At 69.6% G+C, this 26058-nt stretch carries 24 protein-coding genes; 9 read left to right on the forward strand and 15 right to left on the reverse strand.

Annotated elements, in window-relative coordinates; translation table 11 throughout:
* Window positions 1-16 precede the first annotated feature (16 nt).
* From guaB to ABZT04_RS26630, 3 genes are all read right to left on the reverse strand, one after another.
* Window positions 17-1522, reverse strand: a complete 1506-nt coding sequence (gene guaB / locus ABZT04_RS26620; RefSeq protein ID WP_356059502.1) for an IMP dehydrogenase — start codon at window positions 1520-1522, stop codon at window positions 17-19.
* A 162-nt stretch (window positions 1523-1684) separates the two neighbouring features.
* Window positions 1685-2272: a sigma-70 family RNA polymerase sigma factor gene (locus tag ABZT04_RS26625; RefSeq protein ID WP_355923082.1), complete on the reverse strand. Its 588-nt coding sequence runs from the start codon at window positions 2270-2272 to the stop codon at window positions 1685-1687.
* 268 nt (window positions 2273-2540) lie between these two features.
* On the reverse strand, window positions 2541-3152 hold the full coding sequence (locus ABZT04_RS26630; protein ID WP_003948568.1) for a response regulator transcription factor: 612 nt from the start codon (window positions 3150-3152) through the stop codon (window positions 2541-2543).
* Between the two features lie 380 nt (window positions 3153-3532).
* On the opposite strand from ABZT04_RS26630, the gene ABZT04_RS26635 reads away from it, so the two are divergent.
* The gene (locus tag ABZT04_RS26635) at window positions 3533-3859 is read left to right on the forward strand and encodes a WhiB family transcriptional regulator (RefSeq protein WP_019055584.1); all 327 of its coding nucleotides are present in this window, start codon (window positions 3533-3535) and stop codon (window positions 3857-3859) included.
* 76 nt (window positions 3860-3935) lie between these two features.
* Here the strand turns inward: ABZT04_RS26635 and ABZT04_RS26640 are convergent, their stop codons facing one another.
* Window positions 3936-4835 (reverse strand): LysR family transcriptional regulator, encoded by a 900-nt coding sequence (locus tag ABZT04_RS26640; protein ID WP_356059503.1) that lies wholly within the window; start codon window positions 4833-4835, stop codon window positions 3936-3938.
* An 80-nt stretch (window positions 4836-4915) separates the two neighbouring features.
* Here ABZT04_RS26640 and ABZT04_RS26645 point away from each other — a divergent pair, with 80 nt between their 5' ends.
* From ABZT04_RS26645 to ABZT04_RS26655, 3 genes are all read left to right on the forward strand, one after another.
* A complete protein-coding gene (locus ABZT04_RS26645) occupies window positions 4916-5584 on the forward strand; it encodes an MOSC domain-containing protein (protein ID WP_356059504.1) in 669 nt (222 codons plus the stop codon).
* 108 nt (window positions 5585-5692) lie between these two features.
* Window positions 5693-6466 (forward strand): SDR family oxidoreductase, encoded by a 774-nt coding sequence (locus ABZT04_RS26650; protein ID WP_356059505.1) that lies wholly within the window; start codon window positions 5693-5695, stop codon window positions 6464-6466.
* A 72-nt stretch (window positions 6467-6538) separates the two neighbouring features.
* Window positions 6539-7246 (forward strand): ester cyclase, encoded by a 708-nt coding sequence (locus ABZT04_RS26655; protein WP_356059506.1) that lies wholly within the window; start codon window positions 6539-6541, stop codon window positions 7244-7246.
* Between the two features lie 111 nt (window positions 7247-7357).
* Here ABZT04_RS26655 and groL read toward each other — a convergent pair whose 3' ends face one another.
* From groL to ABZT04_RS26675, 4 genes are all read right to left on the reverse strand, one after another.
* Window positions 7358-8977 (reverse strand): chaperonin GroEL, encoded by a 1620-nt coding sequence (gene groL / locus ABZT04_RS26660; protein ID WP_356059507.1) that lies wholly within the window; start codon window positions 8975-8977, stop codon window positions 7358-7360.
* Window positions 8978-9096: 119 nt separating this feature from the next.
* Entirely contained in the window at window positions 9097-9405 is a 309-nt protein-coding gene (gene groES / locus ABZT04_RS26665) for a co-chaperone GroES (protein WP_019066754.1), read from the reverse strand.
* A gap of 301 nt (window positions 9406-9706) precedes the next feature.
* Complete coding sequence (locus ABZT04_RS26670; protein ID WP_356059508.1) at window positions 9707-10366, reverse strand: hypothetical protein; 660 nt, start codon at window positions 10364-10366, stop codon at window positions 9707-9709.
* Window positions 10363-11316, reverse strand: coding sequence for a polysaccharide deacetylase family protein (locus tag ABZT04_RS26675; RefSeq protein WP_356059509.1), 954 nt, complete (start codon window positions 11314-11316; stop codon window positions 10363-10365). Before ABZT04_RS26675 ends, ABZT04_RS26670 begins: the two co-directional genes overlap by 4 nt.
* 101 nt (window positions 11317-11417) lie before the next feature.
* Here ABZT04_RS26675 and ABZT04_RS26680 point away from each other — a divergent pair, with 101 nt between their 5' ends.
* Window positions 11418-12605: a methyltransferase domain-containing protein gene (locus ABZT04_RS26680; protein ID WP_356059510.1), complete on the forward strand. Its 1188-nt coding sequence runs from the start codon at window positions 11418-11420 to the stop codon at window positions 12603-12605.
* Here the strand turns inward: ABZT04_RS26680 and ABZT04_RS26685 are convergent.
* The 7 genes from ABZT04_RS26685 to ABZT04_RS26715 form a co-directional block, all read right to left on the reverse strand.
* Complete coding sequence (locus ABZT04_RS26685; protein ID WP_356059511.1) at window positions 12599-12784, reverse strand: hypothetical protein; 186 nt, start codon at window positions 12782-12784, stop codon at window positions 12599-12601. The two genes, ABZT04_RS26680 and ABZT04_RS26685, sit on opposite strands and share 7 nt — an antisense overlap.
* Window positions 12781-14046 carry a sigma-70 family RNA polymerase sigma factor gene (locus ABZT04_RS26690; protein WP_356059512.1) on the reverse strand — a complete coding sequence of 422 codons (1266 nt, stop codon included), beginning with the start codon at window positions 14044-14046 and terminating at the stop codon, window positions 12781-12783. The genes ABZT04_RS26685 and ABZT04_RS26690 overlap by 4 nt, the downstream gene beginning before the upstream one ends.
* Before the next feature lie 75 nt (window positions 14047-14121).
* Window positions 14122-14478, reverse strand: coding sequence for a YciI family protein (locus ABZT04_RS26695; protein WP_355923103.1), 357 nt, complete (start codon window positions 14476-14478; stop codon window positions 14122-14124).
* Between the two features lie 381 nt (window positions 14479-14859).
* A complete protein-coding gene (locus tag ABZT04_RS26700) occupies window positions 14860-16194 on the reverse strand; it encodes an FG-GAP-like repeat-containing protein (RefSeq protein ID WP_356059513.1) in 1335 nt (444 codons plus the stop codon).
* A 119-nt stretch (window positions 16195-16313) separates the two neighbouring features.
* Window positions 16314-17366, reverse strand: coding sequence for an LCP family protein (locus tag ABZT04_RS26705; protein ID WP_356059514.1), 1053 nt, complete (start codon window positions 17364-17366; stop codon window positions 16314-16316).
* 112 nt (window positions 17367-17478) lie between these two features.
* Window positions 17479-18828 carry an endo-1,4-beta-xylanase gene (locus ABZT04_RS26710; RefSeq protein WP_356059515.1) on the reverse strand — a complete coding sequence of 450 codons (1350 nt, stop codon included), beginning with the start codon at window positions 18826-18828 and terminating at the stop codon, window positions 17479-17481.
* A 125-nt stretch (window positions 18829-18953) separates the two neighbouring features.
* Window positions 18954-20009: a LacI family DNA-binding transcriptional regulator gene (locus tag ABZT04_RS26715; RefSeq protein ID WP_356059516.1), complete on the reverse strand. Its 1056-nt coding sequence runs from the start codon at window positions 20007-20009 to the stop codon at window positions 18954-18956.
* 108 nt (window positions 20010-20117) lie between these two features.
* On the opposite strand from ABZT04_RS26715, the gene ABZT04_RS26720 reads away from it, so the two are divergent.
* The 4 genes from ABZT04_RS26720 to ABZT04_RS26735 are packed head-to-tail and all read left to right on the forward strand — an operon-like array spanning window position 20118 to window position 25577.
* Window positions 20118-21455 (forward strand): extracellular solute-binding protein, encoded by a 1338-nt coding sequence (locus ABZT04_RS26720; protein ID WP_356059517.1) that lies wholly within the window; start codon window positions 20118-20120, stop codon window positions 21453-21455.
* Window positions 21452-22342 (forward strand): sugar ABC transporter permease, encoded by an 891-nt coding sequence (locus ABZT04_RS26725; protein ID WP_356059518.1) that lies wholly within the window; start codon window positions 21452-21454, stop codon window positions 22340-22342. The genes ABZT04_RS26720 and ABZT04_RS26725 overlap by 4 nt, the downstream gene beginning before the upstream one ends.
* 52 nt (window positions 22343-22394) lie before the next feature.
* On the forward strand, window positions 22395-23246 hold the full coding sequence (locus ABZT04_RS26730; RefSeq protein WP_356059539.1) for a carbohydrate ABC transporter permease: 852 nt from the start codon (window positions 22395-22397) through the stop codon (window positions 23244-23246).
* A 24-nt stretch (window positions 23247-23270) separates the two neighbouring features.
* The gene (locus ABZT04_RS26735) at window positions 23271-25577 is read left to right on the forward strand and encodes a glycoside hydrolase family 3 N-terminal domain-containing protein (RefSeq protein WP_356059519.1); all 2307 of its coding nucleotides are present in this window, start codon (window positions 23271-23273) and stop codon (window positions 25575-25577) included.
* Window positions 25578-26058 lie beyond the last annotated feature (481 nt).

The following is a 26058-nucleotide window of genomic DNA, read 5'->3' on the forward strand; positions in this document are numbered from 1 at the left end:
GCTGACTGCCCGGCGACTACTTGTTGCGGCTGTAGTTCGGCGCCTCGACCGTCATCTGGATGTCGTGCGGGTGGCTCTCCTTGAGGCCCGCGGAGGTGATCCGCACGAAGCGGCCCTTGGTCTCCATCTCCTCGATGGTGGCCGCGCCCACATAGCCCATGGTCTGGCGCAGACCGCCGACGAGCTGGTGCAGCACGTTGGCCAGCGGGCCGCGGTAGGGCACCTGGCCCTCGATGCCCTCGGGCACGAGCTTGTCGTCGGCGGCGACCTCGGCCTGGAAGTAGCGGTCCTTGGAGTACGACCGGCCCTGGCCGCGGGACTGCATCGCGCCGAGCGAGCCCATGCCGCGGTACGACTTGAACTGCTTGCCGTTGATGAACTGCAACTCGCCCGGGGACTCCTCGCACCCCGCGAGCAGGCTGCCGAGCATCACGGTGTCGGCGCCGGCGGCGAGCGCCTTGCCGATGTCGCCGGAGTATTGGAGGCCGCCGTCGCCGATGAGCGGGACACCGGCCGCGCGGGCGGCGAGGGACGCCTCGTAGATCGCGGTGACCTGCGGGACGCCGATGCCGGCGACCACGCGGGTGGTGCAGATCGAGCCGGGGCCGACGCCGACCTTGATGCCGTCGACACCGGCGTCGATCAGGGCCTGGGCGCCGTCGCGGGTAGCTACGTTGCCGCCGATGATGTCGACGCCGACGCTCGACTTGATCTTCGCCATCCAGTTGAGGGCGTTGCTGTTGTGGCCGTGCGAGGTGTCGACGACCAGGAAGTCCACACCGGCCTCGGCGAGGGCCTGGGCGCGCTCCAGCGCCTCGGGGCTGGCGCCCACGGCGGCGCCGACGATGAGGCGGCCCTCGGCGTCCTTGGCGGCGTTCGGGTACTGCTCGGCCTTGACGAAGTCCTTGACCGTGATGAGGCCCTTGAGGACGCCCGCGTCGTCGACTAGGGGAAGCTTCTCGATCTTGTGGCGGCGCAGCAACTGCATGGCGTCGGCGCCGGAGATGCCGACCTTGCCGGTGACCAGGGGCATCGGGGTCATGACCTCGCGCACCTGACGGGAGCGGTCGGTCTCGAAGGCCATGTCGCGGTTGGTGACGATGCCGAGCAGCTTGCCGTTGCCGTCCGTCACCGGGACGCCGCTGATGCGGAACTTGGCACACAGCGCGTCGGCCTCGGCGAGCGTGGCGTCCGGGTGCACGGTGATCGGGTCGGTGACCATGCCGGACTCGGAGCGCTTCACGAGGTCGACCTGGTTGACCTGGTCCTCGACGGACAGGTTGCGGTGCAGGACACCGACGCCGCCCTGGCGGGCCATCGCGATCGCCATCCGGGACTCGGTCACCTTGTCCATCGCCGCGGAGAGCAGCGGGATGTTGACCCGGACGTTGCGCGAGATGCGGGACGAGGTGTCGACCGCGTTCGGCAGCACGTCGGACGCGCCCGGCAGCAGCAGCACGTCGTCGTAGGTCAGCCCTAGTGTCGCGAATTTGGCGGGCACTCCGTCGACGTTGGCAGTCATGACACCTTCCCCAAATGGCCTTGATCGGTGCGGATGTCCATGCTAACGGGAAGCAGGGGTCGCGAATTCCACGATTCGACGGCCATGCCCGGCTCCGGGCTTCGTATGTTCGTACGGAACCGGGCGCCCGGCTGTTCAAAAGAGGCGCCGCCCGTACCGGCGCTACTGCTCGGCGAGTGCCCGCAGGCGGCTCAGCGCCCGGTGTTGGGCGACCCGGACCGCGCCGGGTGACATTCCCAACATCTGTCCGGTCTCCTCCGCCGTAAGGCCCACGGCGATACGCAGCAGGAGCAGTTCGCGCTGGTTCTCCGGCAGGTTGGCCATGAGTTTCTTCGCCCACTCGGCATCACTGCTGAGCAGGGCGCGCTCCTCGGGGCCGAGGGAGTCGTCCGGCCGCTCGGGCATCTCGTCGGACGGCACCGCCGTGGAACCCGGGTGGCGCATCGCGGCCCGCTGGAGGTCGGCGACCTTGTGGGCGGCGATGGCGAAGACGAACGCCTCGAAGGGGCGGCCGGTGTCCTTGTAGCGAGGCAGTGCGAGGAGGACGGCGACGCAGACCTCCTGGGCCAGGTCCTCCACGAAGTGCCGCGCGTCGCCCGGGAGTCGGGACAGCCGGGTGCGGCAGTAACGCAGCGCCAGTGGGTGGACGTGAGCGAGCAGATCGTGCGTGGCCTGCTCGTCTCCGTCGACCGCGCGAAGGACGAGCCCACCAATCGCCCCTTGGGCACTGGTCCCCTCGTCGTCACGCATCGGTCCATGGTGCCTTGCGGCCGTGTGGTCCGTGGCACCGCGTCCGTTGTTGTGCACCGAAGCGTTATGAGCAGGTGCGCCGGAACTCATCTCCTGCGCCCTCCCCTCCCGCTCGACCGACTCGTCCCCGAGGAACTCCACACCTCAAGGATGCGGCATCCGCGGCGAAACGAGCAGCGGGCAGCCGATGGATCCGTATGCCGTCCCCGCCCGCCCTGCGGCAGGCGGGGTTGTCGTACCGCCACTGCGACCCACTGACCTGGGGGACCTAGCGGACCAGGCCCCACCGGAATCCGAGCGCCACCGCGTGGGCACGGTCCGAGGCGCCGAGTTTCTTGAACAGCCGTCGGGCGTGGGTCTTGACGGTGTCCTCGGAGAGGAACAGCTCGCGGCCGATCTCCGCGTTGGAGCGGCCGTGGCTCATGCCCTCCAGGACTTGGATCTCGCGCGCGGTGAGCGTCGGCGCGGCGCCCATCTCGGCGGACCGCAGCCGACGCGGCGCCAGCCGCCAGGTCGGGTCGGCGAGGGCCTGGGTGACCGTGGCCCGCAGTTCGGCGCGCGAGGCGTCCTTGTGCAGATAACCGCGGGCACCGGCGGCGACCGCGAGGGCCACGCCGTCCAGGTCCTCGGCGACGGTGAGCATGATGATGCGGGCGCCCGGGTCGGCGGAGAGCAGCCGCCGCACGGTCTCGACACCGCCGAGTCCCGGCATGCGCACGTCCATCAGAATGAGGTCCGAGCGGTCGGCGCCCCAGCGGCGGAGGACTTCCTCCCCGTTGGCCGCGGTCGTCACGCGCTCGACACCGGGCACGGTCGCGACCGCGCGGCGGAGCGCCTCTCGGGCAAGCGGGGAGTCGTCACAGACGAGGACGGATGTCATGGCCGCCCTCCGCAACTGATGCGCGTCACCTTGAGCCTCCAGGCTGGTACGAAATCGTCACCTGTGCGGTCGACCGTCTCGGACGCCTGCCCGAGCTCTTGTGTTTTCAACCGCCTCGCACTCTCAACGACGGTCACTCGAAAGAGTTACGGGGCCGTGTGTCATCTTCGGCACTCTACGTGAGGGTGCGGACACGGTGGAGGTGTGCGCGGCCGACCCACAAGCTTTCATCACAAGCGGTGCCCCATTCAGCCCTATTTCTTCCCTTTTGCTGGTGTCTGAGGCTAGATTCGCAATGAGTCATATTTTCATCTCCTTAGATCGTAGATGTACGGTCGTGGACACCGTATCCGCCCAGAACGGCTACAAGGGGTCACGCAATGGCAGATTTCTCCCGCCTTCCCGGACCGAACGCGGACCTGTGGGACTGGCAGCTTCTGGCTGCCTGCCGAGGGGTCGACAGCTCGCTCTTCTTTCATCCCGAGGGCGAGCGCGGTGCGGCACGAAGCGCTCGTGAGAACTCGGCCAAAGAGGTCTGCATGAGGTGCCCGGTCCGCGCACAGTGCGCGGCGCACGCGCTGGCGGTGCGCGAGCCGTACGGCGTCTGGGGCGGCCTGACCGAGGACGAGCGCGAGGAGCTCATGGGGCGTGCCCGCAACCGGCTGGTGTCGGCTTCAGCCGCCGGGGACATGGCTTCGAACAACTGAAGGAACGTTTTTTCAACAAGTTCCCGACTGGGGCACGCGTACGCGTGCCCCTCTATTTTTCGCGGGCCGGGGGCCGCTACTTGTCGCGCGCCGCCCGCTCCAGTTGGTCCAGCGTCGCCGCCACGGCGGGCACCTGGGCCAGGTCGGGCAGGGTGAGCGCGACGATCTCCCGCCGCACCGCCGGTTCCAGGGTCACCGTCCGTGCGCCCCGGGGCCGTACGGACTCGATGGCGAGCTGGGGCAGCACGGCGACGCCCAGGCCCGCGCTCACCAGGCCGACGACCGCCGGATAGTCGTCCGTCGCGAAGTCGATGCGCGGGGTGAAGCCCGCGCTCTCGCACACCTCGACCAACTGCCCACGGCAGCGCGGGCATCCGGCGATCCACGGCTCCCCGGCGAGTTCGCCGATGGCGACCGACCCCGCGCGCGCGAGCCGGTGTCGCTCCGGGACCAGGGCGACGAGGCGGTCGCCGAGCAGGGGTCGTACCACCAGGTCGGACCAGTCCTCGGCGCCCGCCGCGGCCTCGTAGCGGAAGGCGAGTGCCACGTCGCAGTCGCCCTCGCGGAGCAGTTCGACGGAGTTCGGCGGTTCGGCCTCCTCCAGGGAGACGCGGGTGCCGGGGTGGGCGGCGCGCAGGGCGGCGAGGGCGGTGGGGACGAGCGTCGAGCTGCCGCTGGGGAAGGAGACAAGCCGGACCCGGCCGGCCCGCAGGCCCGCGATCGCGGCGACCTCCTCCTCGGCGGCCGTGAGACCGGCGAGGATGCCCGCGCCGTGCCGGACCAGGGCCTCGCCCGCCTGGGTCAGGCGCATCTCGCGGCCGGTGCGGATCAGCAGCGGGGTGCCGACCGAGGTCTCCAGGGCCTTCATCTGCTGGCTGACGGCGGGCTGGGTGCAGCCCAGTTCACGCCCGGCCGCCGAGAAGGAGCCGGTGGCGGCGACGGCGCGCAGCACACGGAGATGACGGGCCTCGATCATGCGTCGAGCATAAGCCAACCTTGGAGATCGAGCTGAATAATGCTTCGCATCTTTGGGGCGATCTCGCCTACCGTGCCGTCATGAAGCTTCTCTCGCTGAATCTGGGCCGCGCCACGGCCGTGCCGTACACGGAACAGCCGGAGGGCGTGACCGGCATCGACAAGCGGCCGGTCGAGTGGCCCGTCCGGGTGAGCGCGCCCGGCCCCAAGGGAGTCGCCGGCAGCGGACTCGCCGGGGACGCGGTGTGCCACCGGCGCCACCACGGCGGCGACGACCAGGCGGTGTACGCGGTCGCGCGCGAGGATCTCGACGGCTGGGAGCGGGAGTTGGGACGCCCGCTGGGCAACGGCGCCTTCGGGGAGAACCTGACGACCCAGGGGATCGACGTGTCCGGCGCGCGGATCGGTGAGCGCTGGCGGATCGGTTCGGAGGTGGTTCTGGAGGTCACCTGCGGGCGGATCCCCTGCCTGGTCTTCCAGGCGCATCTGGGCGAGAAGGGATGGGTGCGGCGGTTCACCGCGCAGGGGGCGCCCGGGGCCTATCTGCGCGTGATCAACCCCGGAGATATCAAGATGGGGGACGCGATCGAGATCGTGCACCGGCCCGCCCACGAGGTCACGGTGGCCCTGCAGTTCCGTGCCGTGACGACCCGGCGGGAGCTGCTGCCGCAGTTGCTCGCGGCCGGCGAGGCGCTGCATCCGGAGGCTCTCGCGCAGGCCCGGAAGTATGTCGCGGAGTACGCGGGCTGACCTGCTGTCACGGCCCGTTCGACGCCTTGTTCGACACGTGTTCGTCACGGATCGGGAGGGCGTGTGCAGAGATCGGACCCGCCTGCCCCGGGTCACTAATCTTGCGCCATGACAACGGCATTGATTACGGGATCGACCGCGGGGATCGGTGCCGCGTTCGCGCGGCGGCTCGCGGCGGACGGACACAACCTCGTGCTGGTGGCGCGGAACACCGAGCGGCTCGGGGACCAGGCGACCGAACTGCACGACCGGCACGGCATCGAGGCGGAGGTGCTCACCGCCGACCTGGCCACGGACCAGGGCATCGAGACCGTGGCCGCCCGCCTCGCCGACCGCAAGCACCCCGTCGACCTGCTGGTCAACAACGCGGGCTTCGGCAACAAGGGCCGCTATCTCGACGTACCGATGGCGGACGAGCTGAAGATGCTCAAGGTGCACTGCGAGGCGGTGCTGCGGCTGACCAGCGCGGCGACCGGGGCGATGCGGGAGCGCGGGCGCGGCGGGGTGGTCAACGTGGCGTCGGTGGCCGCCTTCGTGCCGCGCGGGACGTACGGCGCGTCGAAGGCCTGGGTCGTGCAGTTCACCCAGGGCGCGGCGAAGGACCTGGCCGGTACCGGCGTACGGCTGATGGCGCTGGCGCCCGGGTTCGTGCGGACCGAGTTCCACGAGCGGGCCGGGATGGGCACGGACAACATCCCCAACTGGATGTGGCTGGACGCCGACAAGCTGGTCGCGGCGGCGCTCGCGGATCTGGCGCGCGGCAAGTCGCTGTCGATCCCGGACCCGCGGTACAAGGCGCTGATGGGCCTGGTGAAGATCACTCCACAGGCGGTGCTGGGCGGGATCACGTCGAAGACCGGACGGAAATACGGGCCGCAGTGACCGGGTGACGCCGCTGCTCCGGTGGGAGAATGGGCACATCCAACCGAACCCAGGGGGTCGGGAGGCGGCGTCATGACGTTCGTACAGCTCATCGACTGCAAGACCAGCCGGTACGCGGAGGTGGACCGGCTGATGGACAGGTGGGTCGAACAGACCAAGGGGAAGCGGACCGCGACACACGACCTGGTCGGCAAGGACCGGTCGGACGAGACGCACTTCATCCAGATCGTGGAGTTCCCGTCGTACGAAGAGGCGATGCGGAACTCGAACCTGCCGGAGACCGACAGGATCTTCCGGGAGATGGTCGCCCTCTGCGACGAGATGCCGACGTTCACGGATCTGGAGGTCGTACGGGACGACCAGTTGTACGCGGCGAACATACGGCGGTTCTTCGAGACGGTGGCCGCCGAGGGCGAACTGCCGCCACTGGACGACCTGATCGCGGAGAACTACCACGACCACGATCCCGGCAATCCGCAGGACACCATCGGCATGGACGGGATGCGCCGCGACATCGGGATGTGGCGGGGCGGCTTCGACTTCACGTTCGCCGTCGAGGACCAGATCTCCGAGGGCGACCGGGTCTGCACGCGCTGGACCTGGAGCGGCACCCACACGGGTGACTTCCTCGGGATCGCGGCCACCGGGAAGAAGGTCGTCATGACGGGTACGACCATCTTCCGCTGCGACGAGGACGGGAAGATCGTCGAGGGCTGGTGGCAGTACGACCGTCTGGGGCTGATGGCACAACTGGGTGTGCTGGACGGGCTGGAGCGCTGAGAGCCCCGGCCTCCAGGTCCCGGCCACCGAACCACAGGACCGCCCGCGAAGGGAGAAGCCCCCCGTTCCGCAACGGAACGGGGGGCTTCTTCGTGCGAGGTGCGAGGTGCCTCAGTGGGAGTGGCCGTGACCAGCGGCAGCCGGCTCCTCCTCTTCCTTCTTCTCGACGACCAGGGTCTCGGTCGTGAGGAGGAGGGAGGCGATGGAGGCGGCGTTCTCCAGGGCGGAGCGGGTGACCTTGACCGGGTCGATGACGCCGGCCTTGACCAGGTCGCCGTACTCGCCGGTCGCGGCGTTGAAGCCCTGGCCCTTCTCGAGCTCGGCGACCTTGGCGGTGATGACGTAACCCTCCAGGCCGGCGTTCTCGGCGATCCAGCGCAGCGGCTCGACGACCGCGCGGCGCACGACCGCGACACCCGTGGCCTCGTCGCCGGTCTTGTCGAGGTTGCCCTCCAGGACCTTGGCGGCGTGCACCAGAGCGGAGCCACCACCGGAGACGATGCCCTCCTCGACCGCGGCGCGGGTCGCGGAGATGGCGTCCTCCAGACGGTGCTTCTTCTCCTTCAGCTCCACCTCGGTGGCGGCGCCGACCTTGATCACGCACACGCCGCCGGCCAGCTTCGCGAGGCGCTCCTGGAGCTTCTCGCGGTCCCAGTCGGAGTCCGTGTTCTCGATCTCGGCCTTGATCTGGTTGACGCGGCCGGCGACCTCGGAGGCGTCACCGGCACCGTCGACGACGGTCGTGTCGTCCTTGGTGACCGTCACGCGGCGGGCGGAGCCCAGCACGTCCAGGCCGACCTGGTCGAGCTTGAGGCCGACCTCCTCGGCGATGACCTGACCGCCGGTGAGGGTGGCGAGGTCGCCGAGCATCGCCTTGCGGCGGTCGCCGAAACCGGGGGCCTTGACCGCGACGGCGTTGAACGTGCCGCGGATCTTGTTCACGACCAGGGTCGACAGGGCCTCGCCCTCGACGTCCTCGGCGATGATCAGCAGCGGCTTGGAGGCGTTGGCCTGGATGACCTTCTCCAGCAGCGGCAGCAGGTCCTGGATGGAGCTGATCTTGCCCTGGTGGATGAGGATGTACGGGTCTTCGAGGACCGCTTCCATCCGCTCCTGGTCCGTCACGAAGTACGGCGACAGGTAGCCCTTGTCGAAGGCCATGCCCTCGGTGAAGTCCAGCTCCAGACCGAAGGTGTTGGACTCCTCGACGGTGATCACACCGTCCTTGCCGACCTTGTCCATCGCCTCGGCGATGAGCTCGCCGACCTGGCTGTCCTGCGCGGACAGACCGGCGACGGCGGCGATGTCGGCCTTGTCGTCGATCGGCCGCGCGGTGGCGAGCAGCTCGTCGGAGATGGCCTTGACGGCGGCGTCGATGCCCTTCTTCAGGGCGGCCGGGGAGGCACCCGCGGCGACGTTGCGCAGGCCCTCGCGCACGAGCGCCTGGGCGAGCACGGTGGCGGTGGTGGTGCCGTCACCCGCGATGTCGTTGGTCTTGGTCGCCACCTCCTTCACCAGCTGCGCACCGAGGTTCTCGAACGGGTCCTCGACCTCGACCTCGCGGGCGATGGTGACACCGTCGTTGGTGATGGTGGGGGCGCCGAACTTCTTGTCGATGACGACGTTGCGGCCCTTGGGGCCGATCGTCACCTTCACCGTGTCGGCAAGCTTGTTGACGCCGCGCTCGAGGGCGCGACGGGCGTCCTCGTCGAACTTCAGGATCTTCGCCATGGGAGCGGTTCAGCCCTCTCGGAAAACGTGGGTGAAACGAACTACGCCCCCGACGCCCGGCTTCATAAGGTCGCGGGGGCCAGGGGCGCAGCTCACATACTGAATGTGCGTGAAGTGAATTACTTCTCGATGATCGCGAGCACGTCGCGGGCCGAGAGGACGAGGTACTCCTCGCCGCTGTACTTCACTTCGGTACCGCCGTACTTGCTGTACAGCACGATGTCGCCGGTCTTCACGTCGAGCGGAAGACGCTCGCCGTTCTCGAAGCGGCCCGGGCCCACGGCCAGGACGACGCCCTCCTGGGGCTTCTCCTTGGCCGTGTCCGGGATGACCAGGCCAGAGGCCGTGGTCTGCTCGGCGTCGAGCGGCTGGACCACAATGCGGTCCTCAAGCGGCTTGATGGCAACCTTGGAGCTGGTGGTCGTCACGATCCGACCTCCCCCTTCGGAGATCTCACGGGGTTAACTGTCTGAGGTGGCGACCAGGTGGATCCGTCGTCGCGGGTGCCGGACCTGCCCGTCGCTATTGGCACTCTCCAGGGGGGAGTGCCAGACCTGAGACTATGACTGCGATTAGCACTCGGTCAAGCGGAGTGCCAATGCCTGCGGCGCTTGGGCGGGATTTTGTCACCGTTCGCCGCAGTGGCCGTCCCTGGGGGCTGCGCCCCCAGACCCCCGCTTCGGCCTTCGGCCTCGTCCTCAAGCGCCGGACGGGCTGAAATTGCTGAAATCAGAGGTAGTCCTCCAAGTTGGCCACCGTCAGGCCATGGCCCTGGATCGTTCGCAAAAGGCGTGCCGTGCTGTCCGCTGGGCCCACCTGGACGATGTCTCCGGGGGTCAGGTGGTGGGCGCCTCGGGCGTAGGTCAGGGTTCCGGTCGTCGTGGAGGCCCGCCACAGGACCAGGGCGGAGACACCGCAGTCGGCCGCGGCACGGCGTGTCGTCAGGTCGTAGGCGGCGGGCCGGAGGAGGCGGGCCCGAGTGGCGCAGATGCGGGTGCGCTGGGCGGTGTACGGCCGGCCGGTCAGGGTCGGGCGGCTGCGGAACACGGTGACCGGGAGCCGTAGTTCGCGGATCGGGTCGGCGAGGTGCGGGTCGTGGTCGTCGTCCTGGGTCAGGAAGACGACCTTGTCGTGGGTGCGGACGTGGTCCACGACGGGCGGGAGGCCCGGGCCCGCCGAGCGGACGGCGGGCCGGGAGGCCGGCTTCGGGGCGGGGGCCAGCGGGGCGGTCAGACCCCAGTGGCGGTACGGCTGTTCGTGGGACGGGCCGTGCTGGTGTACGCGTTGGGCCGCCTTCTTGCCGAGCCGTTCGATGGGGTCGACGGACTGGGCGCAGCCGGTGAGGAGGGTGGCCGCCAACGCGACGGCCACCGGCACCCGCAGCCTCACAGGTAGTCCTCCAGGCGGGCCACCGCGTACCCGTCGGCCGTGACCTTGCGCAGGAAGCGGCGCATGTCGTCGACCATCGTGCCCTTCCAGTCCTCGCGGCCCCGGAAGTGGGTCAGGACGATGTCGCCGGGGTGCAGCTCCCGGTCGTCCTCGCGGTACTCCCAGTGGTCGACGAAGACCTCTTCGTCCCAGATCGGGGCGTACTTGATCCCGCAGGACTTGGCGGCGACGAGGGTGTCGTGGTTGTAGTTCCCGTACGGCGGCCGGAAGACCGTCGGGGCCTTGCCGAACTGCTTCTTCATGATGGCCTGCATGCCGCAGATCTCGCGCTTCTGCTCGGCGTAGTCCAGGCCCGGCAGATAGGGGTGGGTGAGGGTGTGGTTGTTGACCGTGTGCCCCTGGGCCTGCATCTTCCTGAAGTAGCCGTAGTCGTCCTTGATCAGGTAGTTGCTGAGGAAGGCCGTGTACGGGATCTTCAGGTCGCTCATCATCCGCAGGAACGCGGGGTCCTTGTTCTCCCCGTCGTCGATCGTGAGGAACACGATCTTCTTCTTGGTGGGGATGGTGGTGAAGACCGGCGGGAGGTTCAACTCCTCCTGGTCGTCCACCTCGAAGCCCTGGCGCGCGGTGATCTCCGGCTTCCGCGCGGGCGCCGGCGGAGCCTGGAGCGGCACCTTCGCCAGCCCCCAGCGCTTCGCGGCGGCGACCCGGGCGGCGTGGGCGGCGCGCAGCTTGCTCGCGTAGGAGTCGAGCGCACGGGCCGGGGGCGCGTGCAGGGGCTGCGCGCCATGGGCCGGGGAGACGGCCGTACCGGAGCCGGACTGGGTGCAGCCGGAGACCACGGCGGCCAGCGCGAGGACGGCGAGCGCACCATGGACGCCCGCCCTCCGCCCGCGAGTTCCCCGGCCTCCGTACGCCCGATTGATGTCATTTTGTACGACTACTCGCATGACGTCGGATCTTTCCAAACCCCGGCACGGATCCCGCGCCGACACCGCGAGGACACCACCGCCGGAGGCACACCGTCCACCGACTGGCCCACAATGAGCCGGTGAACGACCCCGTACTCGCCTTCGCCGCCCTGCTCACCCCCGAGGGCCGTGCCCTCCTCGACGAGGTCCGCGGCACCGACCCGGCCAAGGAACTCGCCGTCGCGACCCGGCTGCGCCGCGAGCACCCCGCCGACCTCGTCTCGGCGGCCCTCGGCCAGGCCCGGCTGCGGCAGCGGGCCGCGGCGGCGAAGTTCTCGGCCGAGGACGCCGACCGGATGTTCTTCACCCCGAACGGCTTCGAACAGTCGACCCGGTCCACCGTCGCCACCTACCGCGCGGGCCGGATGCGGGAGCTCGGCGTGACGTCCGTGGCCGACCTGTGCTGCGGCATCGGCGGCGACGCGATCGCGCTGGCGCGGGCGGGGGTGCGGGTGCTGGCCGTGGACCGCGACCCGCTGACGGTCGCGGTGGCGCGGGCGAACGCGGAGGCACTGGGCCTGGCCGACCTGATCGAGGTGCGCGAGGCGGACGTCACGGACGTGGACACCTCGCCGTACGACGCGGTGTTCGTCGACCCCGCGCGACGCGGCGGGCGGGGCCGGATCTTCGACCCCGAGGCGTACTCGCCCCCACTGTCCTGGGCCGTGTCCGCCGCTACGACGGCCCGGCTCGCCGCCCTGAAGATCGCACCCGGGGTACCGCACGAGGCGATCCCGGAGACGGCCGAGGCGGAGTGGATCTCGGACGGCGGGGATGTGAAGGAGGCGGTGCTGTGGTTCGGCACCGGAGCGCCGGGCTCGGTACGGGCAACTCTCCTCCCCGGCCCACGAGTTCTGCGCGGTCGCGGCCTGCCCGACCCCGAAGTCCGTTCCGTGGGGCGGTACTTGTACGAACCCGACGGCGCCGTCATCCGCGCCCATCTCGTCGCCGAGGTGGCGGAGGACGTCGGGGGCGGCCTCGTCGACGAGACCATCGCGTATGTGACAGCGGATGAGCTACGGCCGACTCCTTATGCCTCCGCCTATGAGATCACCGATCAACTCCCCTTTGGCGTCAAGAAGTTGAAGGCGTTGTTGCGGGAGCGGCAGGTGGGCGTGCTCACGGTGAAGAAGCGGGGGTCGGCCGTCGAGCCGGAGGAACTGCGGAGGAAGGTGCTGCCGAAGCCTCAGGGGGGCAACTCGGTGACTGTGTTTCTTACTCGGGTGGCGGGGGCGCCGACGATGTTGATCGGGGGGCCGGCTCACTGACGCGATCGCCGAGCGGCGAGCATCAGGAGCACCGTGAGGATGACAGCACAACAATTGGCGACTATCCCCAGGACGAAGGGGATGATCGGTATGTGTCCACCGTGCCCGGTAGCGCTCAGGACGATCCCGGCCGTGCCCACGAGGTACATCAACGCGACCGCGATGATCACCCTCGTCATGACGCCCCCTCGGCCCGGCGCAGCAGGAGTCGGCGTTCCCGTTCGTTGCGGGCCAGCCCCGCCGCCCGTTCGAACTCCGCCCTCGCCTCCGTCGTACGGCCAAGGCGCAGCAACAGATCCCCGCGCACGCTCGGCAGCAAGTGGTAGTCCCGCAGGGCGGGTTCGGTGGCGAGGGTGTCGACGATCTCCAGGGCCTGGGCCGGGCCCTCCATCATCGAGACCGCGACCGCTCGGTTCAACTCGACCACCGGGGACGGGAATCGGGCCGCGAGGAGGCCGTACAGGGTCGCGATCGTCGGCCAGTCGGTCTCGGCGTAGGTGTACGCGTGGGCGTGGCAGGCGGCGATGGTGGCCTGGAGGGCGTAGCGGCCGGGGGCGCCGGTGGCCACGGCGTCGGCGCGGCCGAGGGCGGTGATGCCGCGGGCGATGAGCAGGCGGTTCCAGCGGCGGCGGTTCTGGTCCTTGAGGAGGACGGGGTCGCCGTCCGGGCCGGTGCGGGCGGCCGAGCGGGAGGCCTGGAACTCCAACAGGGAGGCCAGGGCGTGCACTTCGGGCTCCTTCGGCATCAGGCCGGCGAGGAGGCGGGCCAGCCGCAGCGCGTCCTCGCAGAGGCTCGGGCGGAGCCAGTCGTCGCCCGCCGTCGCCGCGTACCCCTCGTTGAAGATGAGGTAGATGACGTCGAGGACCGAGCCGAGGCGGGCCTCCCGGTCGGGGCCGTAGGGGACCTCGAAGGCGATGTTCTTCGTGGCCAGGGTGCGTTTGGCGCGGACGATGCGCTGGGCGATCGTCGGCTCGGGGACGAGGAAGGCGCGGGCGATCTCGGGGGTGGTCAGGCCGCCTAGGAGGCGGAGGGTGAGGGCGGTGCGGGCCTCGGGGGACAGGACCGGATGGCAGGTCGTGAAGACGAGGCGGAGGAGGTCGTCGTCGATGTCGTCGGGAGCGGACGGTTCCTCGGGCGGGGCCGTCGTCTCCAGGGTGCGGCCGATCTCCTGGAGCTTGCGGGTGTAGTTCTCCCGCCGGCGGATCAGGTCGACGGCGCGGTGCCTGGCCGTCGCCATGAGCCAGGCGCCCGGGTTGTCGGGCACACCGTCCCTCGGCCACTGCTCCAGCGCGGCGACCAGCGCGTCCTGGGCGAGCTCCTCGGCGATGCCGACGTCGCGGACTATGCGGGCGACGGCGGCGATGATGCGCGGTGACTCGATACGGAAGACGGTTTCGAGGGCGGTCGCGGGGGAGGCGGTGGGCTGTGATTGCGGTTCCACAACCCACCATCGAACACCTCTGATGCCCTGAGGCCAAGGAAGGCCGGGGGAAGGCCAAGGAATGCCGGGGAAGACTCAGCCCTCCGCGATCTCCCGCACCTCGCAGGTCACCGTCCAGAACTCCTCGTGCACCTTCAGGAACCGCTTGGTCCACTCGATCGCCTCGGCCATGTCCTTGCACTGCATGAGCGCGTAGCCGCCGACGACCTCCTTGGACTCGGTGAACGGGCCGTCGGTCACGGAGATCTTGCCGCCCTCCCAGTGGACCCGGGCGCCCTGCGCGCTCGGGGTGAGGCCGGCGGTGTCGAGCATCACTCCGGCCTTGGTGATCTCCTCGATCAACTCGCCCATCCGCTGCATCAGTTCGGGGCTGGGACCCTCGGCGGGGGCGGTCTTCTCGTCGATCTGCACGAGGGAGAGGTAACGGGGCATGGTGACTCCTCGGGTCGAATGGTCGAACAGTTCGGAGGCCGGGGCTTTCCGGCCTCTCACACCATGCGTCGAACGAGGGGCGGCCGGATCGACACACGCGCCGGAATTCCCCGAAGAAATTCTCCGGGTTCCTGTTTCCGCAGGTCACGCGCCGTGCCGAACCATGCGGGTCCGAACCATGCCGGCCATGCCGGGCCCCGCCCCGCTCGCCGGGGCCGATCGGCAGCCGCCGATTCCCCATGGTCCGATCCGCCGGACAGGCTCTGGGCCGTGTCCGCGAAGTCCCGTCTGCCTCGCCACGCCCGGCCCGCGCTCGCGCCGCACCGGACGCCGCGAGGCCCGCCCTGCGGGCGAACGACGGGACTTCGCGGACACAACGCCCTAGTCGACCTCGTACCCGAACCGCGCCTTCGCGTACGCCGCCCCCAGTCCCTTCGGCCCGAAGACGAGTGCCGCGTCCGTCACCAGGCCCGTCGGACGCCCCCGGAGTTCCCACACCGCCCCGTCGCCGGAGTTCTCGTTGGCGGCCGCGGCCGCGAGGTCGGCGTAGCCGTTGCCGTTGATGTCCAGGAGCTGGACGGAGTCGCCGAAGTCGTCGTTGCGTTCCGCGGTGCCGGGGACTCCGGGGGTGTTCTGGGTGAAGCCCTGGGCGCCGGTGCCGGTCAGGCCGGTGCGGCTGCCGCGGAGGATGTTGACCATGCCCGCCCGCAGGCCCGTGCCGAGGCCCTCGGAGGAGGCGCCCACGGCCACGTCGTCGATGCCGTCGCCCGTGATGTCACCGACGGCCACCGACCCCCCGAAGTTGTCGCCGGACTCCTTCGCGCCCGGCACACCGGGGGTGTTCTGCGAGTAGAACTTCCAGGTGGAGGAAGGAGTCAGGCCGCTCTTCGAGCCGTAGGCCACCGCGATCCGCTCGTTGGCGCCGTCCCCGGTGACCAGGTCCGCGTAGCCGTCGCCGTTGACGTCGCCCAGGGCCGTGACCGAGCCTGAGAGCGGTTCGTCGGTGGGTACCAGGCCCGAGGGCGAGCTGACGTACATCTGGACGCAGTAGTAGCCCTCGCCGCAGTACGCCTCCAGGGCCAGGTCGTCGCGGCCGTCGCCGTTGACGTCTCCGGCACTGCCGTCCCAGATGTCGATGACCTTGAGGTATCCGTCGGGGTCGATGGCGGTCGTGCCGGACGGTGTGCCGGTGCGGGTGACCGGGCCCTTCCAGATCGTGCCCGTCGTGCCGGACGGGTCGTCGACCTGGCTGTATTTGGTGCGGAACAGGGCCAGGTCCAGCTTGCCGTCGCCGTCGAAGTCGCCGGTCTGGGTGTTGGAGGCGGGGATCGAGGTGCCCGTGCCGGACAGGCCCTTCGGGCCGCCCCAGACGATCACCGAGTCGGTCCCCGCCCATCCGACGCCGATCACCAGGTCCGCGTAGCCGTCGCCGTTCAGGTCGCCCTTGGACACCTGCTGTCCGAAGCTCTGGTTCTTCACGGGGCTGCCCGGAATGCCGCTGGTGGCACGGGTGATGACGGTCCGTCGGGTGGTCGAGAGGCCGTGCGGACCGCCGTACATCACCGCCACCTCGCCCGCTCTGTCCTGGCCGCCGACGGTGGCCCAGGGTGCGCCCACGACCAGGTCCTGATAGCCGTCGCCATTGAAGTCGTCGCGGACGGGGGCCGCCGCCGCGTGTGCGGGGGACGGCCCGACTCCCAGCAGAACCAGGCCCATTGCGAGCGGTCCCGCCCAACGGACGTACGAACGTGTGGTGAACAACGGCCAACCCCCTCGTTACAGTGACTCTTCACCGCACGAGACTGCTCAGGGCGCGCAGAGGTTGTACGGGCCCCTCACTTCAGCGACGCCCACAGATCGCTCGCCGCCGGTTCCTTCGCGATCACCCGGTTCGGATCGGACGGTGCCGTGACGACCGGCATCGTGATCGTCTTCACCGCGTCGGCCGACAGGCCCTTCAGACTCTCGCCGAGGCTGATCAGTTCACTCAGCGAGTCGAGGCCGGTGTCGGTGGTGAGGCTGTCGGTCACCGCGTCGGTGACCTCGTAGAGCTTGGTGGGGTCGGTGAGGAGGTTGTGGGAGGAGATCTGTTCCAACAGGGCCTTCACCAGCATCTGTTGGAGACCTATGCGGCCGAGGTCGCTGCCGTCGCCGATGCCGTGCCGGGTGCGGGCGAGCGCCAACGCCTGCTTGCCGTCCAGGTGATGGGTGCCCTTCTTGAGGTGGAGGTGGCTGTCGTCGTCGTCGATGTCCTGGGTCGTGGTGACCGTGACACCGCCCAGCGCGTTCACCAGCTTCGCGAAGCCCGCGAAGTCGATCTCTATGTAGTGGTCCATGCGGACGTCCGTGATCGACTCGACCGTCTTCACCGCGCACACCGGGCCGCCCAACGAATAGGCGCTGTTGAACATCGCGTTGTACGCGACCGAGGTCGAACCCCCGGAGGAGAGCGGGCAGGACGGCCGGGTCACGAGGGTGTCGCGCGGGATGCTGACGATCGTGGCCTTCTTGCGGCCCGCGTCGAGGTGGATGACCATCGCCGTGTCGGAGCGGGCGCCGGAGCTGCTGCCGCCGCCGAGCGCCTTGTTCTCCGTGCCGCTGCGCGAGTCCGAGCCCAGGACCAGGATGTTCACGGAGCCGGTCGGCACAGGGGTGGCGGACACCGAGGCGGAGGCCGAGGGGGTGGTCACCGCCTTCGCGGGGCGGTCGGTGCCGAGCGCGCTGTCGATGTCGACGCTCTTGATGTTGTTGTTCAGGTGCCAGTAGGCCCAGCCGGCCGTGGCGACTCCCAGGACGAGGGCGCCCGCCAGAGTGAGGCCGGCGATCTTCAGCACTCTCGATCGCCGGCCCACTCGTCTGTCCTCGTCGACGTTCTCTTTGTCCGTCACGGGGAGGAACGTAAGTCCGAATTATTAGGGGAAAGTTAGGGGAGGCGCCTCAAGACGGTTTTCTGCGGAAAATCTCACCGTTCTCAGTCCCGCTTCACTCCCCTGACCTCCCTCATCCCAGGGTCACCACCGGTACCGGGTTGCTTCCGGACCAGGACGCGTTGAACCCGAACGTCACCGAACCGCCGTCCGGGACCGTCCCGTTGTAGCTGGCGTTCGTACAACTCACCGCCGTACCCGACTGGTTGCAGGTCGCGTTCCAGGCCTGGGTGATCTGCTGGCCGGCGCCGTACGTCCAACTCGCCTTCCAGGACGACAGCGAGGCCCCGGAGCAGGCGATCGTCACCTGCCCGGTGAACCCGGCGCTCCACTGACTCGTCACGCTGTACGCCGCCGAGCAGGCCCCGTTCGTCGGCGGCGGGGTCGTGGTCGTGCCACCGAGCGCCTCCGCGATGCCGTAATAGGCCGGTTTCGGCGCGTAGTTCTCGTCGTACGGTGTCGCCGCCCCGTAGCCCGGGAAAGTGCTCGGCACCCAGGAGTCGGAGTCGGTGAAGCCCCAGACGGTGACGTTCACACAGCGGGTCACCGCGACGCACGCGGCCACCACCGACTTGTAGTCGGCCTTCTGCTGGGCGAGTTTGGTGGTGTCGGCCGGGAGCGCCATCCGTACGTCGAGTTCGGTGATCGCCACGTCCACGCCCAAGTCGGCGAAGCGCTGGATGTTCTGCTGGAGGGTGGCTGGGACCTGTCCGAGGACCAGGTGGGCCTGGAGTCCGACGCCGTCGATCGGGACGCCCGCCGCCTTCAGGGACTTGACCAGGTTGTAGAGGGCGGTGGACTTCGCGTTGACGCCCTCGACGTTGTAGTCGTTGATGTACAGCTTGGTGGCCGGGTCGGCGGCGTGCGCCCACGTCAGGGCGTTGGCTATGTAGTTGGCGCCGAGGCCGTTGTACCAGAGGGTGGAGCGGTAGGTGCCGTCCTCGTTGAAGGCCTCGTTGACCACGTCCCAGGCGGCGATCTTGCCCTTGTAGCGGCCGACCTCGGTGTTGATGTGGTTCTGGAGCAGGGTGCTGAGCTGGGCGGACGTCCAGGTGCCGTTGGTCAGCCAGCTCGGGTTCTGGCTGTGCCAGACCAGGGTGTGGCCGCGCACCTGCTGGTTGTGGGCCTGTGCGAAGGCGACGATCTGGTCGGCCTCCGTCCAGTTGAAGCTGCCCTGGGTCGGCTCGACGCTCCCCCACTTCATGGCGTTGCCGGGGGTGAGCGAGCTGAACTGGGCGCCGGCGATGTCGCCGTAGCTGCCGGTGAGTTTGGAGCCGGTGACCGCGGTGCCGATGACTTTGCCCTTCGCGGCGGCGAGGTCGCGCAGCGGGGTGTCGGCGGCGTGCGCGGCGGGTGCCGCGAAGAGCATGACGGCGCCGGTGAACAGGGCCGCCAGGGATAAGCCGGTTCTCAGAGATCTCATGCGGGTGCCTCCGAAAGTTTCGGTTGTGCAACCGATTGGCTTCGGAGGAGTGTGGGGCGACTCACCCCACTCGTCAAGACATCAGTCGCCGCACTCGTCCATACGTCACCTTCCGGCCACGGCAGTCACCGGGCCGCCGCCGGCGCCGCCGTACTGCTCCGCACCACCAGGCTCGTCGCCAGCTCCACCCGGCGCGCCGCCGACGAGTCCTCCTCGCGTCCGAGGTCCAGCACCAGCTTCGCCGCCGCCTCGGCCATCTCGGTGAGGGGCTGTCGTACGGTCGTCAGCGGCGGGCCCACCCAGCGGGCCACCGGCAGATCGTCGAAGCCGACCACGCTCAGGTCCTCCGGGATGCGCAGCCCCAGTTCGCGCGCGGCCTCGTACAGCCCGAGGGCCTGGAGGTCGTTGCCGGCGAAGACGGCGGTGGGCCGGTCCGGGCGGCGCAGCAGGTCGAGGCCGAGCCGGTAGCCGGCCTCGTGATGGAAGTCGCCGGTGACGATGAGCGAGCCGTCGACCGGGAGTTCGGCCGTCTCCAGCGCGGCCCGGTATCCGTCGACGCGGGCGCGGCTGCACATCATCCGGGACGGTCCGGTGATCGCGCCGATCCGGGTGTGGCCGAGTTCGACCAGGTGCCGGGTGGCGGCGAGGCCACCCTGCCAGTTGGTCGCGCCGATCGACGGCACGTCCGCGCCCGGGTCGCCGGCCGGGTCCATCACCACGAACGGGATGGAACGGCTGGTCAGCAGCGCCCGCTGGGACTCGTCGAGCCCGGAGAGGACCAGAATCACGCCGTGCGGGCGGCGGGCGGCGACCTGGTCGGCCCAGGTGCGGCCGGGGATCAGCCGGCCCGCGCTCTCGCTCAGCACCACGCTCAGCCCGGCGTCGCGCGCCACGTTCTCCACGCCCCGGATGACCTCGAGCGCCCAGGCGCTCTCCAGCTCGTGGAAGACCAGGTCGATCAGCGGCGAGCGGGTCGCCTCGGCGCGGCGGCGCCGGTAGCCATAGGCGCGCAGGAGTTCTTCGACGCGGGTGCGGGTGGCGGGGGCGACATCGGCGCGGCCGTTGAGGACCTTCGAAACAGTCGGAGCCGACACTCCGGCCTCGCGGGCGATCTCGGCGAGTGTCGCCGTCTGCGTCGGTCGACGTGCCGTCTGGGTTTCGGCGGATTCCGGGGCTGTCATGGCGGCGATCGTATCCCTGCGCGACCTCTTGACGAACCCTTTCGCGCGCCTTACGTTCCCGGAACATTCGTAGAACGGCTCGAAACATTCGCGCGAGAGGTGCTGTCCATGCTGTCCAAGGAGCCCAACACGTCCAACGGCGGGCGTACGTTCAGCAGGCGCTGGGTGCTCGGCGCCGGTGCCACCACCCTGCTCACCACCGGACTCACGGCCTGCGGCTCCAGTGACAGCACCGGCGGCAGCAGTACGGTCACCGCCTTCACCTACGGCGACGACGCGGCGAAGGTGCAGGTCAAGGCCGTCACCCGGTTCAACGCGTCGGCGGCGGCGAAGAAGGCCAAGGGCAAGATCAAGCTGGAGAAGGTGCCCGGCACCGACTACCCGGCCAAGCTGCGCACCGCGATGGGCTCGCCGAACGCGCCGGACGTGTTCTTCAACTGGGGCGGCGGATCGATCAAGGCGTACCAGGAGGCGAACCAACTGGTCGACCTCACCGACACCATCAAGTCCGACCCGGTCCTCAAGAGCGGCTTCCTGCCCTCCGTCCTCGCGGCGGGCGCCCTCAAGGGCAAGAACTACGGCATACCGATGCGCGGCATGCAGCCCGTGATCCTCTTCTACAACAAGACGGTCTTCGCCGCGCACAAGCTCCAACCGCCCACCACCTGGGCCGAGTTGCTCGACATCAACAAGAAGCTCAAGGCCGCGAACATCACCCCGTTCGCGCTCGGCGGGTCCGACATCTGGCCCGAGCTGATGTGGCTGGAGTACCTGGTCGACCGGATCGGCGGCCCCGACGTCTTCGACAGGATCAAGAACGGCGACGCGTCCGGCTGGGGCGACCCGGCCGTCCTCAAGGCCGCCGAGACGGTCAAGCAGCTCATCGACGACGGCGCCTTCGGCAAGGGCTTCAGCTCGGTGTCGTACGTCAACGGCGGGGCGCCCGCGGTCTTCGCCAAGGGCAAGGCGGCGATGCATCTGATGGGCTCGTGGGAGTACTCGACGCAGCTCGGCAAGTTCCCCGACTTCGCCAAGAAGAACCTCGGCTGGTTCGCCTTCCCGAAGTACGAGGGCGGCGCGGGCGACATCCGCAACGTGGTCGGCAACCCCACCAACTACTGGTCCGTGAACGCCCGTACGGGCAACAAGGACGCGGCGATCGCCTTCCTCCGCGACTGCGCGTCGGAGGCGTATGCCAAGGACCTGGTCGCCAACGGGGACATCCCGACGACCGCCAACGCCGAGAAGCTGCTCGACTCCTCCCCCAACCCCGAGTTCGCCAAGTTCCAGTACCAGATGGTCCAGCAGGCCCCCGCGTTCACCCTGAGCTGGGACCAGGCGGTCGACCCGGCCGTGTCGACACCGATGCTCACCGAGATCAACAAGCTGTTCGTGGGCAAGAGTTCGCCGAGCCAGTTCGTGTCCGCGCTCAAGGGGCTGAAGTGAGCGCGAGTTCCCTCCCGAAAGCCAGGCCGGGCGCCGCCGCGAAGGCCGGTCGCCCGCACGCCGTGTGGGCGATACCCGGGGTGTTGTTCTTCGCCTTCTTCGCCATCGCCCCGATGGTCCTGGCCTTCTACCTCTCCTTCACCCAGTGGAACGGCCTCGGCGACCCGAAGCCGGTCGGCCTCGCCAACTGGCGCAAGCTCCTGAACGACGACCGCCTCACCCAATCCCTCACCGTCACCGTCCTGTTGACGGTGACGAGCTGGGCGTTCCAGACCGTCGTATCGCTCCTGCTGGGTGTGTGGGCGGCAGGCCGCCAGCGCAACCGGGCGGTCCTCTCCGCGATCTTCTTCGTGCCGTTCCTGCTCTCCTCGACCGCGATCGCCCTGCTCTTCTACGCCCTGCTCGACCCGAACTTCGGCGTCATCCACCAGGACACACTGGGCTCGACCAGCGGCGCGTTCCTCGCGATCGTCTTCGTCGGCGGCTGGCAGTTCATCCCCTTCCACACCCTGATCTACCAGGGCGGGGCCCGCCAGATCCCCGAAGTCCTCTACCAGGCGGCGGCAATCGACGGCGCCGGCCGCTACCGCCAGTTCTTCTCGATCACGCTGCCCCAGCTCCGCAACACGGCCACGACCTCCAGCGTGCTGATGATCGTCGGCTCGCTCACCTACTTCGAGACCGTCCTGATCCTCACCCAGGGCGGCCCCGGCACGGACACGGCGATCCTGCCGTACCTGATGTACGAGGCCGGCTTCAAGAGCTACGACTTCGGCTACGCGAGCGCGATCGCCACCTTCCTGGTCGTGGCCGCCACCGCGCTCTCCCTGGTCCTGGTCCGGCTCACCGGTTTCGGCGCCATGCGCAGTACCCGCGAAGGGATGTGACGGAGTGTCACACGACACATTGCCGCGTCCGACGAAGACGGCGGAGGAGCCGGTGGAGACCCCGCGCACCCGAAGGCGCCGCCACTGGACGAGGCGCGCGAACCCGGTGGCGGGCCTCGGCTCGCTCCTCTGGCTCGCGGTCGTCATCGTCCCGATCTACGCGATGATCTCGGCCTCGCTCACCCGCCAGGACAAGGCCCTGGGCAGCAACGCCCTGAAACCGCCCAGCGATCCGACCTTCGCCAACTACAACACCGTCCTGCACAACGGCTTCGGCCACTTCCTCGCCAACACCGCGATCGTGGCGGCGGCGGTCGTAGGCATCGTCCTGATCCTCTGCGTCCCGCTCTCCTACGTCGCCGTCCGCACCCGCACGGTCTGGTCGGGCGCGGCCTTCCGCCTGTTCCTGCTCGGGGTCGCGATCCCGGCCCAGGCGGTCGTGGTCCCCCTCTACCTGATGATCGCCAAACTCAACCTCTACGACAGCCTGTTGGCGGTCATCCTCCCCACGGCGGCCTTCGCCATGCCGGTCTCGGTGCTGATCCTGACCGGCACCCTGCGGGACATCTCGGAGGACCTGTACGAGGCGATGGCACTCGACGGCGCCTCGGCGACCCGGATGCTGTTCCAACTGGTCATCCCGATGACCAAGGGCGGTATCAGCACCGTCGTCATCTACACGGCGCTCCAGGCCTGGAACGGCTTCCTCTTCCCGCTGATCTTCACCCAGTCCGACGGCCCCCGGGTCCTCACCCTCGGACTCTTCAACTACGTCAGCCAGTTCGGCGTGAACATCCCGGCCCTGCTCGCCTCGGTCGTCCTCTCCGGCATCCCGATCTTCGCCGTCTATCTGGTGGCCCGGCGCGCCCTGGTGGGCGGTCTGATGGGCGTAGGCGGAAAGTAACCCCCTTTCTCTGACAGGAGTTTCATGACCACCGCCCCCTGGCGCGACCCCGCCCTGCCCACCGCCGCCCGCGTCGACGACCTGCTCGCGCGGATGACCCTGGAGGAGAAGACCGCCCAGCTCTACGGCGTGTGGGTGGGCGCCGCCACGGACGGCGACGGAGTCGCCCCGCTCCAGCGGGAGATGACCTCGGACTACGACTGGGACGAGCTGATCACGCACGGCCTTGGCCAGCTCACCCGTTCCTTCGGTACGGCCCCGGTGGACCCGGCGCTGGGCGCGCAGGCGTTGGCCCGCGCCCAGCGCCGGATCGCCGCGGCGGGCCGCTTCGGCATCCCGGCGGTCGCCCACGAGGAGTGCCTGGCGGGCTTCACGGCCTGGGGCGCGACTGCGTACCCGGTGCCACTCGCCTGGGGCGCGAGCTTCGACCCGGCGCTGGTCGAGGAGATGGCCCGGCACATCGGCGCCGACCTGCGCGCGGCCGGCATCCACCAGGGTCTGGCCCCCGTTCTGGACGTTGTCCGCGACCCGCGCTGGGGACGGGTCGAGGAGACGATCGGCGAGGACCCCTACCTGGTCGGCACGATCGGTGCCGCCTATGTGCGGGGTCTGGAGTCGGCCGGGGTGGTCGCGACACTGAAGCACTTCGCCGGGTACGCGTCCTCGGTGGGGGCGCGGAACCTGGCGCCGGTGCGGGCCGGGGTGCGGGAGTTCGCGGATGTCACGCTGCCGCCGTTCGAGATGGCGCTGCGGGAGGGCGGCGCGCGCTCGGTGATGGCCGCGTACAACGAGACGGACGGCGTCCCGGCCTCCGCGGACCCCGCGCTGCTGACCCAACTCCTGCGCGAGGACTGGGGGTTCACCGGGACGGTGGTCGCCGACTACTTCGGCATCGGCTTCCTGGAGACGCTCCACCGGGTCGCGGGCAGTCCGGCACAGGCCGCGCACGCGGCGCTGGAGGCGGGCATCGACGTAGAACTCCCGACCCTCAAGTGCTACGGCAAACCGCTGGTGGAGGCGGTGCGGGCGGGTGAGGTACCGGAGTCGCTGGTCGACCGGGCGGCGCGGCGAGTGCTGCTGCAGAAGTGCGAGTTGGGCCTGCTGGACGAGGACTGGTCCCCGGAACCGACCGAGCGGATCGACCTAGACTCACCGGCGAACCGCGCCCTGGCCCGCCAACTGGCCGAGGAGTCGGTGGTGTTGCTGGACAACCCGGACGGGCTGCTGCCGCTGGCGCCGGACGCCCGGATCGCGGTGGTGGGCCCCAGGGCGGCGGACGCGCTGGCGATGCTCGGCTGCTACTCCTTCCCGTCCCACGTGGGCACGCACCACCCCGAGGTGCCGATGGGCATCGACATCCCCACCCTGCTGGAGTCGCTGCGGGCCGAACTCCCGGACGCCAAGGTGACGTTCGCGGAGGGCTGCGACGTGTCCGACCCGGACCCCTCCGGTTTCGAGGAGGCGGTGGCGCGGACGGCGGAGGCGGATGTGTGCGTGGCGGTGCTCGGCGACCGCGCGGGCCTGTTCGGACGCGGCACGTCGGGCGAGGGCTGCGATGTGGCGGACCTCCAACTGCCCGGTGTCCAGGCCGTGTTGCTGGACGCACTGGTGTCGACGGGAGTCCCGGTGATCCTGGTCCTGCTCACCGGCCGCCCCTACGCGCTCGGCCGCTGGCAGGGCCGACTCGGCGCGGTGGTCCAGGCGTTCTTCCCCGGCGAGGAGGGCGGCCCGGCGGTGGCGGGAGTACTGTCGGGCCGCGTCAACCCGTCCGGCCGCCTCCCGGTGAGCGTCCCGCACGTGCCGGGCGGCCAGCCCTGGACGTACTTGCAACCCCCACTGGGCCTGGCCGACGAGGTCAGCAGCCTCGACCCGACCCCGCTGTACGCCTTCGGCCACGGCCGCTCGTACACGAGCTTCGCGTGGGAGTTCTTGGAGTCCCCGGCGTCGGAGATCGACACGAACGGTTCCTACGACCTGACCCTCACCGTCCGCAACACGGGCACCCGCGCCGGCACGGAGGTGGTCCAGCTCTACCTCCACGACCCGGTCGCCTCGGTGACCCGCCCGGACGTCCGCCTGATCGGTTACCAGCGACTGGAACTGGCCCCCGGCGAGGCATCCCACGTCACCTTCCACTTCCACCCGGACCTGTCGGCGTTCACCGATCGGTCGGGGCGTCGGGTGGTGGAGCCGGGGGCGCTGGAACTACGGTTGGCGGCATCCAGCACGGACGTACGACACACGGTTCGCCTCCAACTGACGGGATCTGTACGGGTACTTGGAGCTGAGCGGCGGTTGTTGTGCGGGGCGGAGGTGTCGGGGGTGGGGTGACCTCCGGCCGGGGGACGGGGGTCCGATGGTCAGGTATGTGCATCACGAGCTGGGAGCTGGCATGGCGTGGCTGGCCGGCTATGCGGTCGGGGTAGCGGTCGTCGTGATGGTGCGCGGGAGTATGCCGACAGGGGTCGGCGCCTTGGCGAAATGGGTCGCCGTCGCGACCGGCTTCGTCATAGGCCTCACGCTTCTGCACGCCTCGGGGCTCAAAGGGGTCAGTGAGGCGCGGTACCTCAATACCGCGGAGCCCTTGCCAAGTGACGCTCAGGTCCGACGCGGCAGCCCGTGGAATCCGGCCTCTGCCCTGCTCTTCGTGACGCCGTGCGTGACGACGATCCTCTGGCAGGACGGATCGCCGTACCTGCTGCTTCTGCCGACAGACTCACTGGCCAGGGCCGTGGCGGGCGTCTGGTGGGAGCGCAGGCACGGCCGACTGGTCTGGCGGGGGTGCTACCACCGCAAGCCCTGGAAACTGACG

It is taken from the genome of Streptomyces sp. NPDC005492 (assembly GCF_040605995.1).
GTDB lineage: Bacteria > Actinomycetota > Actinomycetes > Streptomycetales > Streptomycetaceae > Streptomyces.

Bases quoted from the DNA above. Each gene is read 5' to 3' on its own strand.
- ABZT04_RS26700 (WP_356059513.1), bottom strand. From the start codon at position 16,194: ATGGGCCTGGTTCTGCTGGGAGTCGGGCCGTCCCCCGCACACGCGGCG.
- ABZT04_RS26735 (WP_356059519.1), top strand. From the start codon at position 23,271: ATGACCACCGCCCCCTGGCGCGACCCCGCCCTGCCCACCGCCGCCCGC.
- ABZT04_RS26675 (WP_356059509.1), bottom strand. From the start codon at position 11,316: ATGCGAGTAGTCGTACAAAATGACATCAATCGGGCGTACGGAGGCCGG.
- ABZT04_RS26630 (WP_003948568.1), bottom strand. From the start codon at position 3,152: ATGACATCCGTCCTCGTCTGTGACGACTCCCCGCTTGCCCGAGAGGCG.
- ABZT04_RS26625 (WP_355923082.1), bottom strand. From the start codon at position 2,272: ATGCGTGACGACGAGGGGACCAGTGCCCAAGGGGCGATTGGTGGGCTC.
- guaB (WP_356059502.1), bottom strand. From the start codon at position 1,522: ATGACTGCCAACGTCGACGGAGTGCCCGCCAAATTCGCGACACTAGGG.
- groL (WP_356059507.1), bottom strand. From the start codon at position 8,977: ATGGCGAAGATCCTGAAGTTCGACGAGGACGCCCGTCGCGCCCTCGAG.
- ABZT04_RS26720 (WP_356059517.1), top strand. From the start codon at position 20,118: ATGCTGTCCAAGGAGCCCAACACGTCCAACGGCGGGCGTACGTTCAGC.
- ABZT04_RS26635 (WP_019055584.1), top strand. From the start codon at position 3,533: ATGGCAGATTTCTCCCGCCTTCCCGGACCGAACGCGGACCTGTGGGAC.
- ABZT04_RS26710 (WP_356059515.1), bottom strand. From the start codon at position 18,828: ATGAGATCTCTGAGAACCGGCTTATCCCTGGCGGCCCTGTTCACCGGC.
- ABZT04_RS26650 (WP_356059505.1), top strand. From the start codon at position 5,693: ATGACAACGGCATTGATTACGGGATCGACCGCGGGGATCGGTGCCGCG.
- ABZT04_RS26685 (WP_356059511.1), bottom strand. From the start codon at position 12,784: ATGACGAGGGTGATCATCGCGGTCGCGTTGATGTACCTCGTGGGCACG.
- ABZT04_RS26640 (WP_356059503.1), bottom strand. From the start codon at position 4,835: ATGATCGAGGCCCGTCATCTCCGTGTGCTGCGCGCCGTCGCCGCCACC.
- ABZT04_RS26645 (WP_356059504.1), top strand. From the start codon at position 4,916: ATGAAGCTTCTCTCGCTGAATCTGGGCCGCGCCACGGCCGTGCCGTAC.
- ABZT04_RS26715 (WP_356059516.1), bottom strand. From the start codon at position 20,009: ATGACAGCCCCGGAATCCGCCGAAACCCAGACGGCACGTCGACCGACG.
- ABZT04_RS26695 (WP_355923103.1), bottom strand. From the start codon at position 14,478: ATGCCCCGTTACCTCTCCCTCGTGCAGATCGACGAGAAGACCGCCCCC.
- ABZT04_RS26655 (WP_356059506.1), top strand. From the start codon at position 6,539: ATGACGTTCGTACAGCTCATCGACTGCAAGACCAGCCGGTACGCGGAG.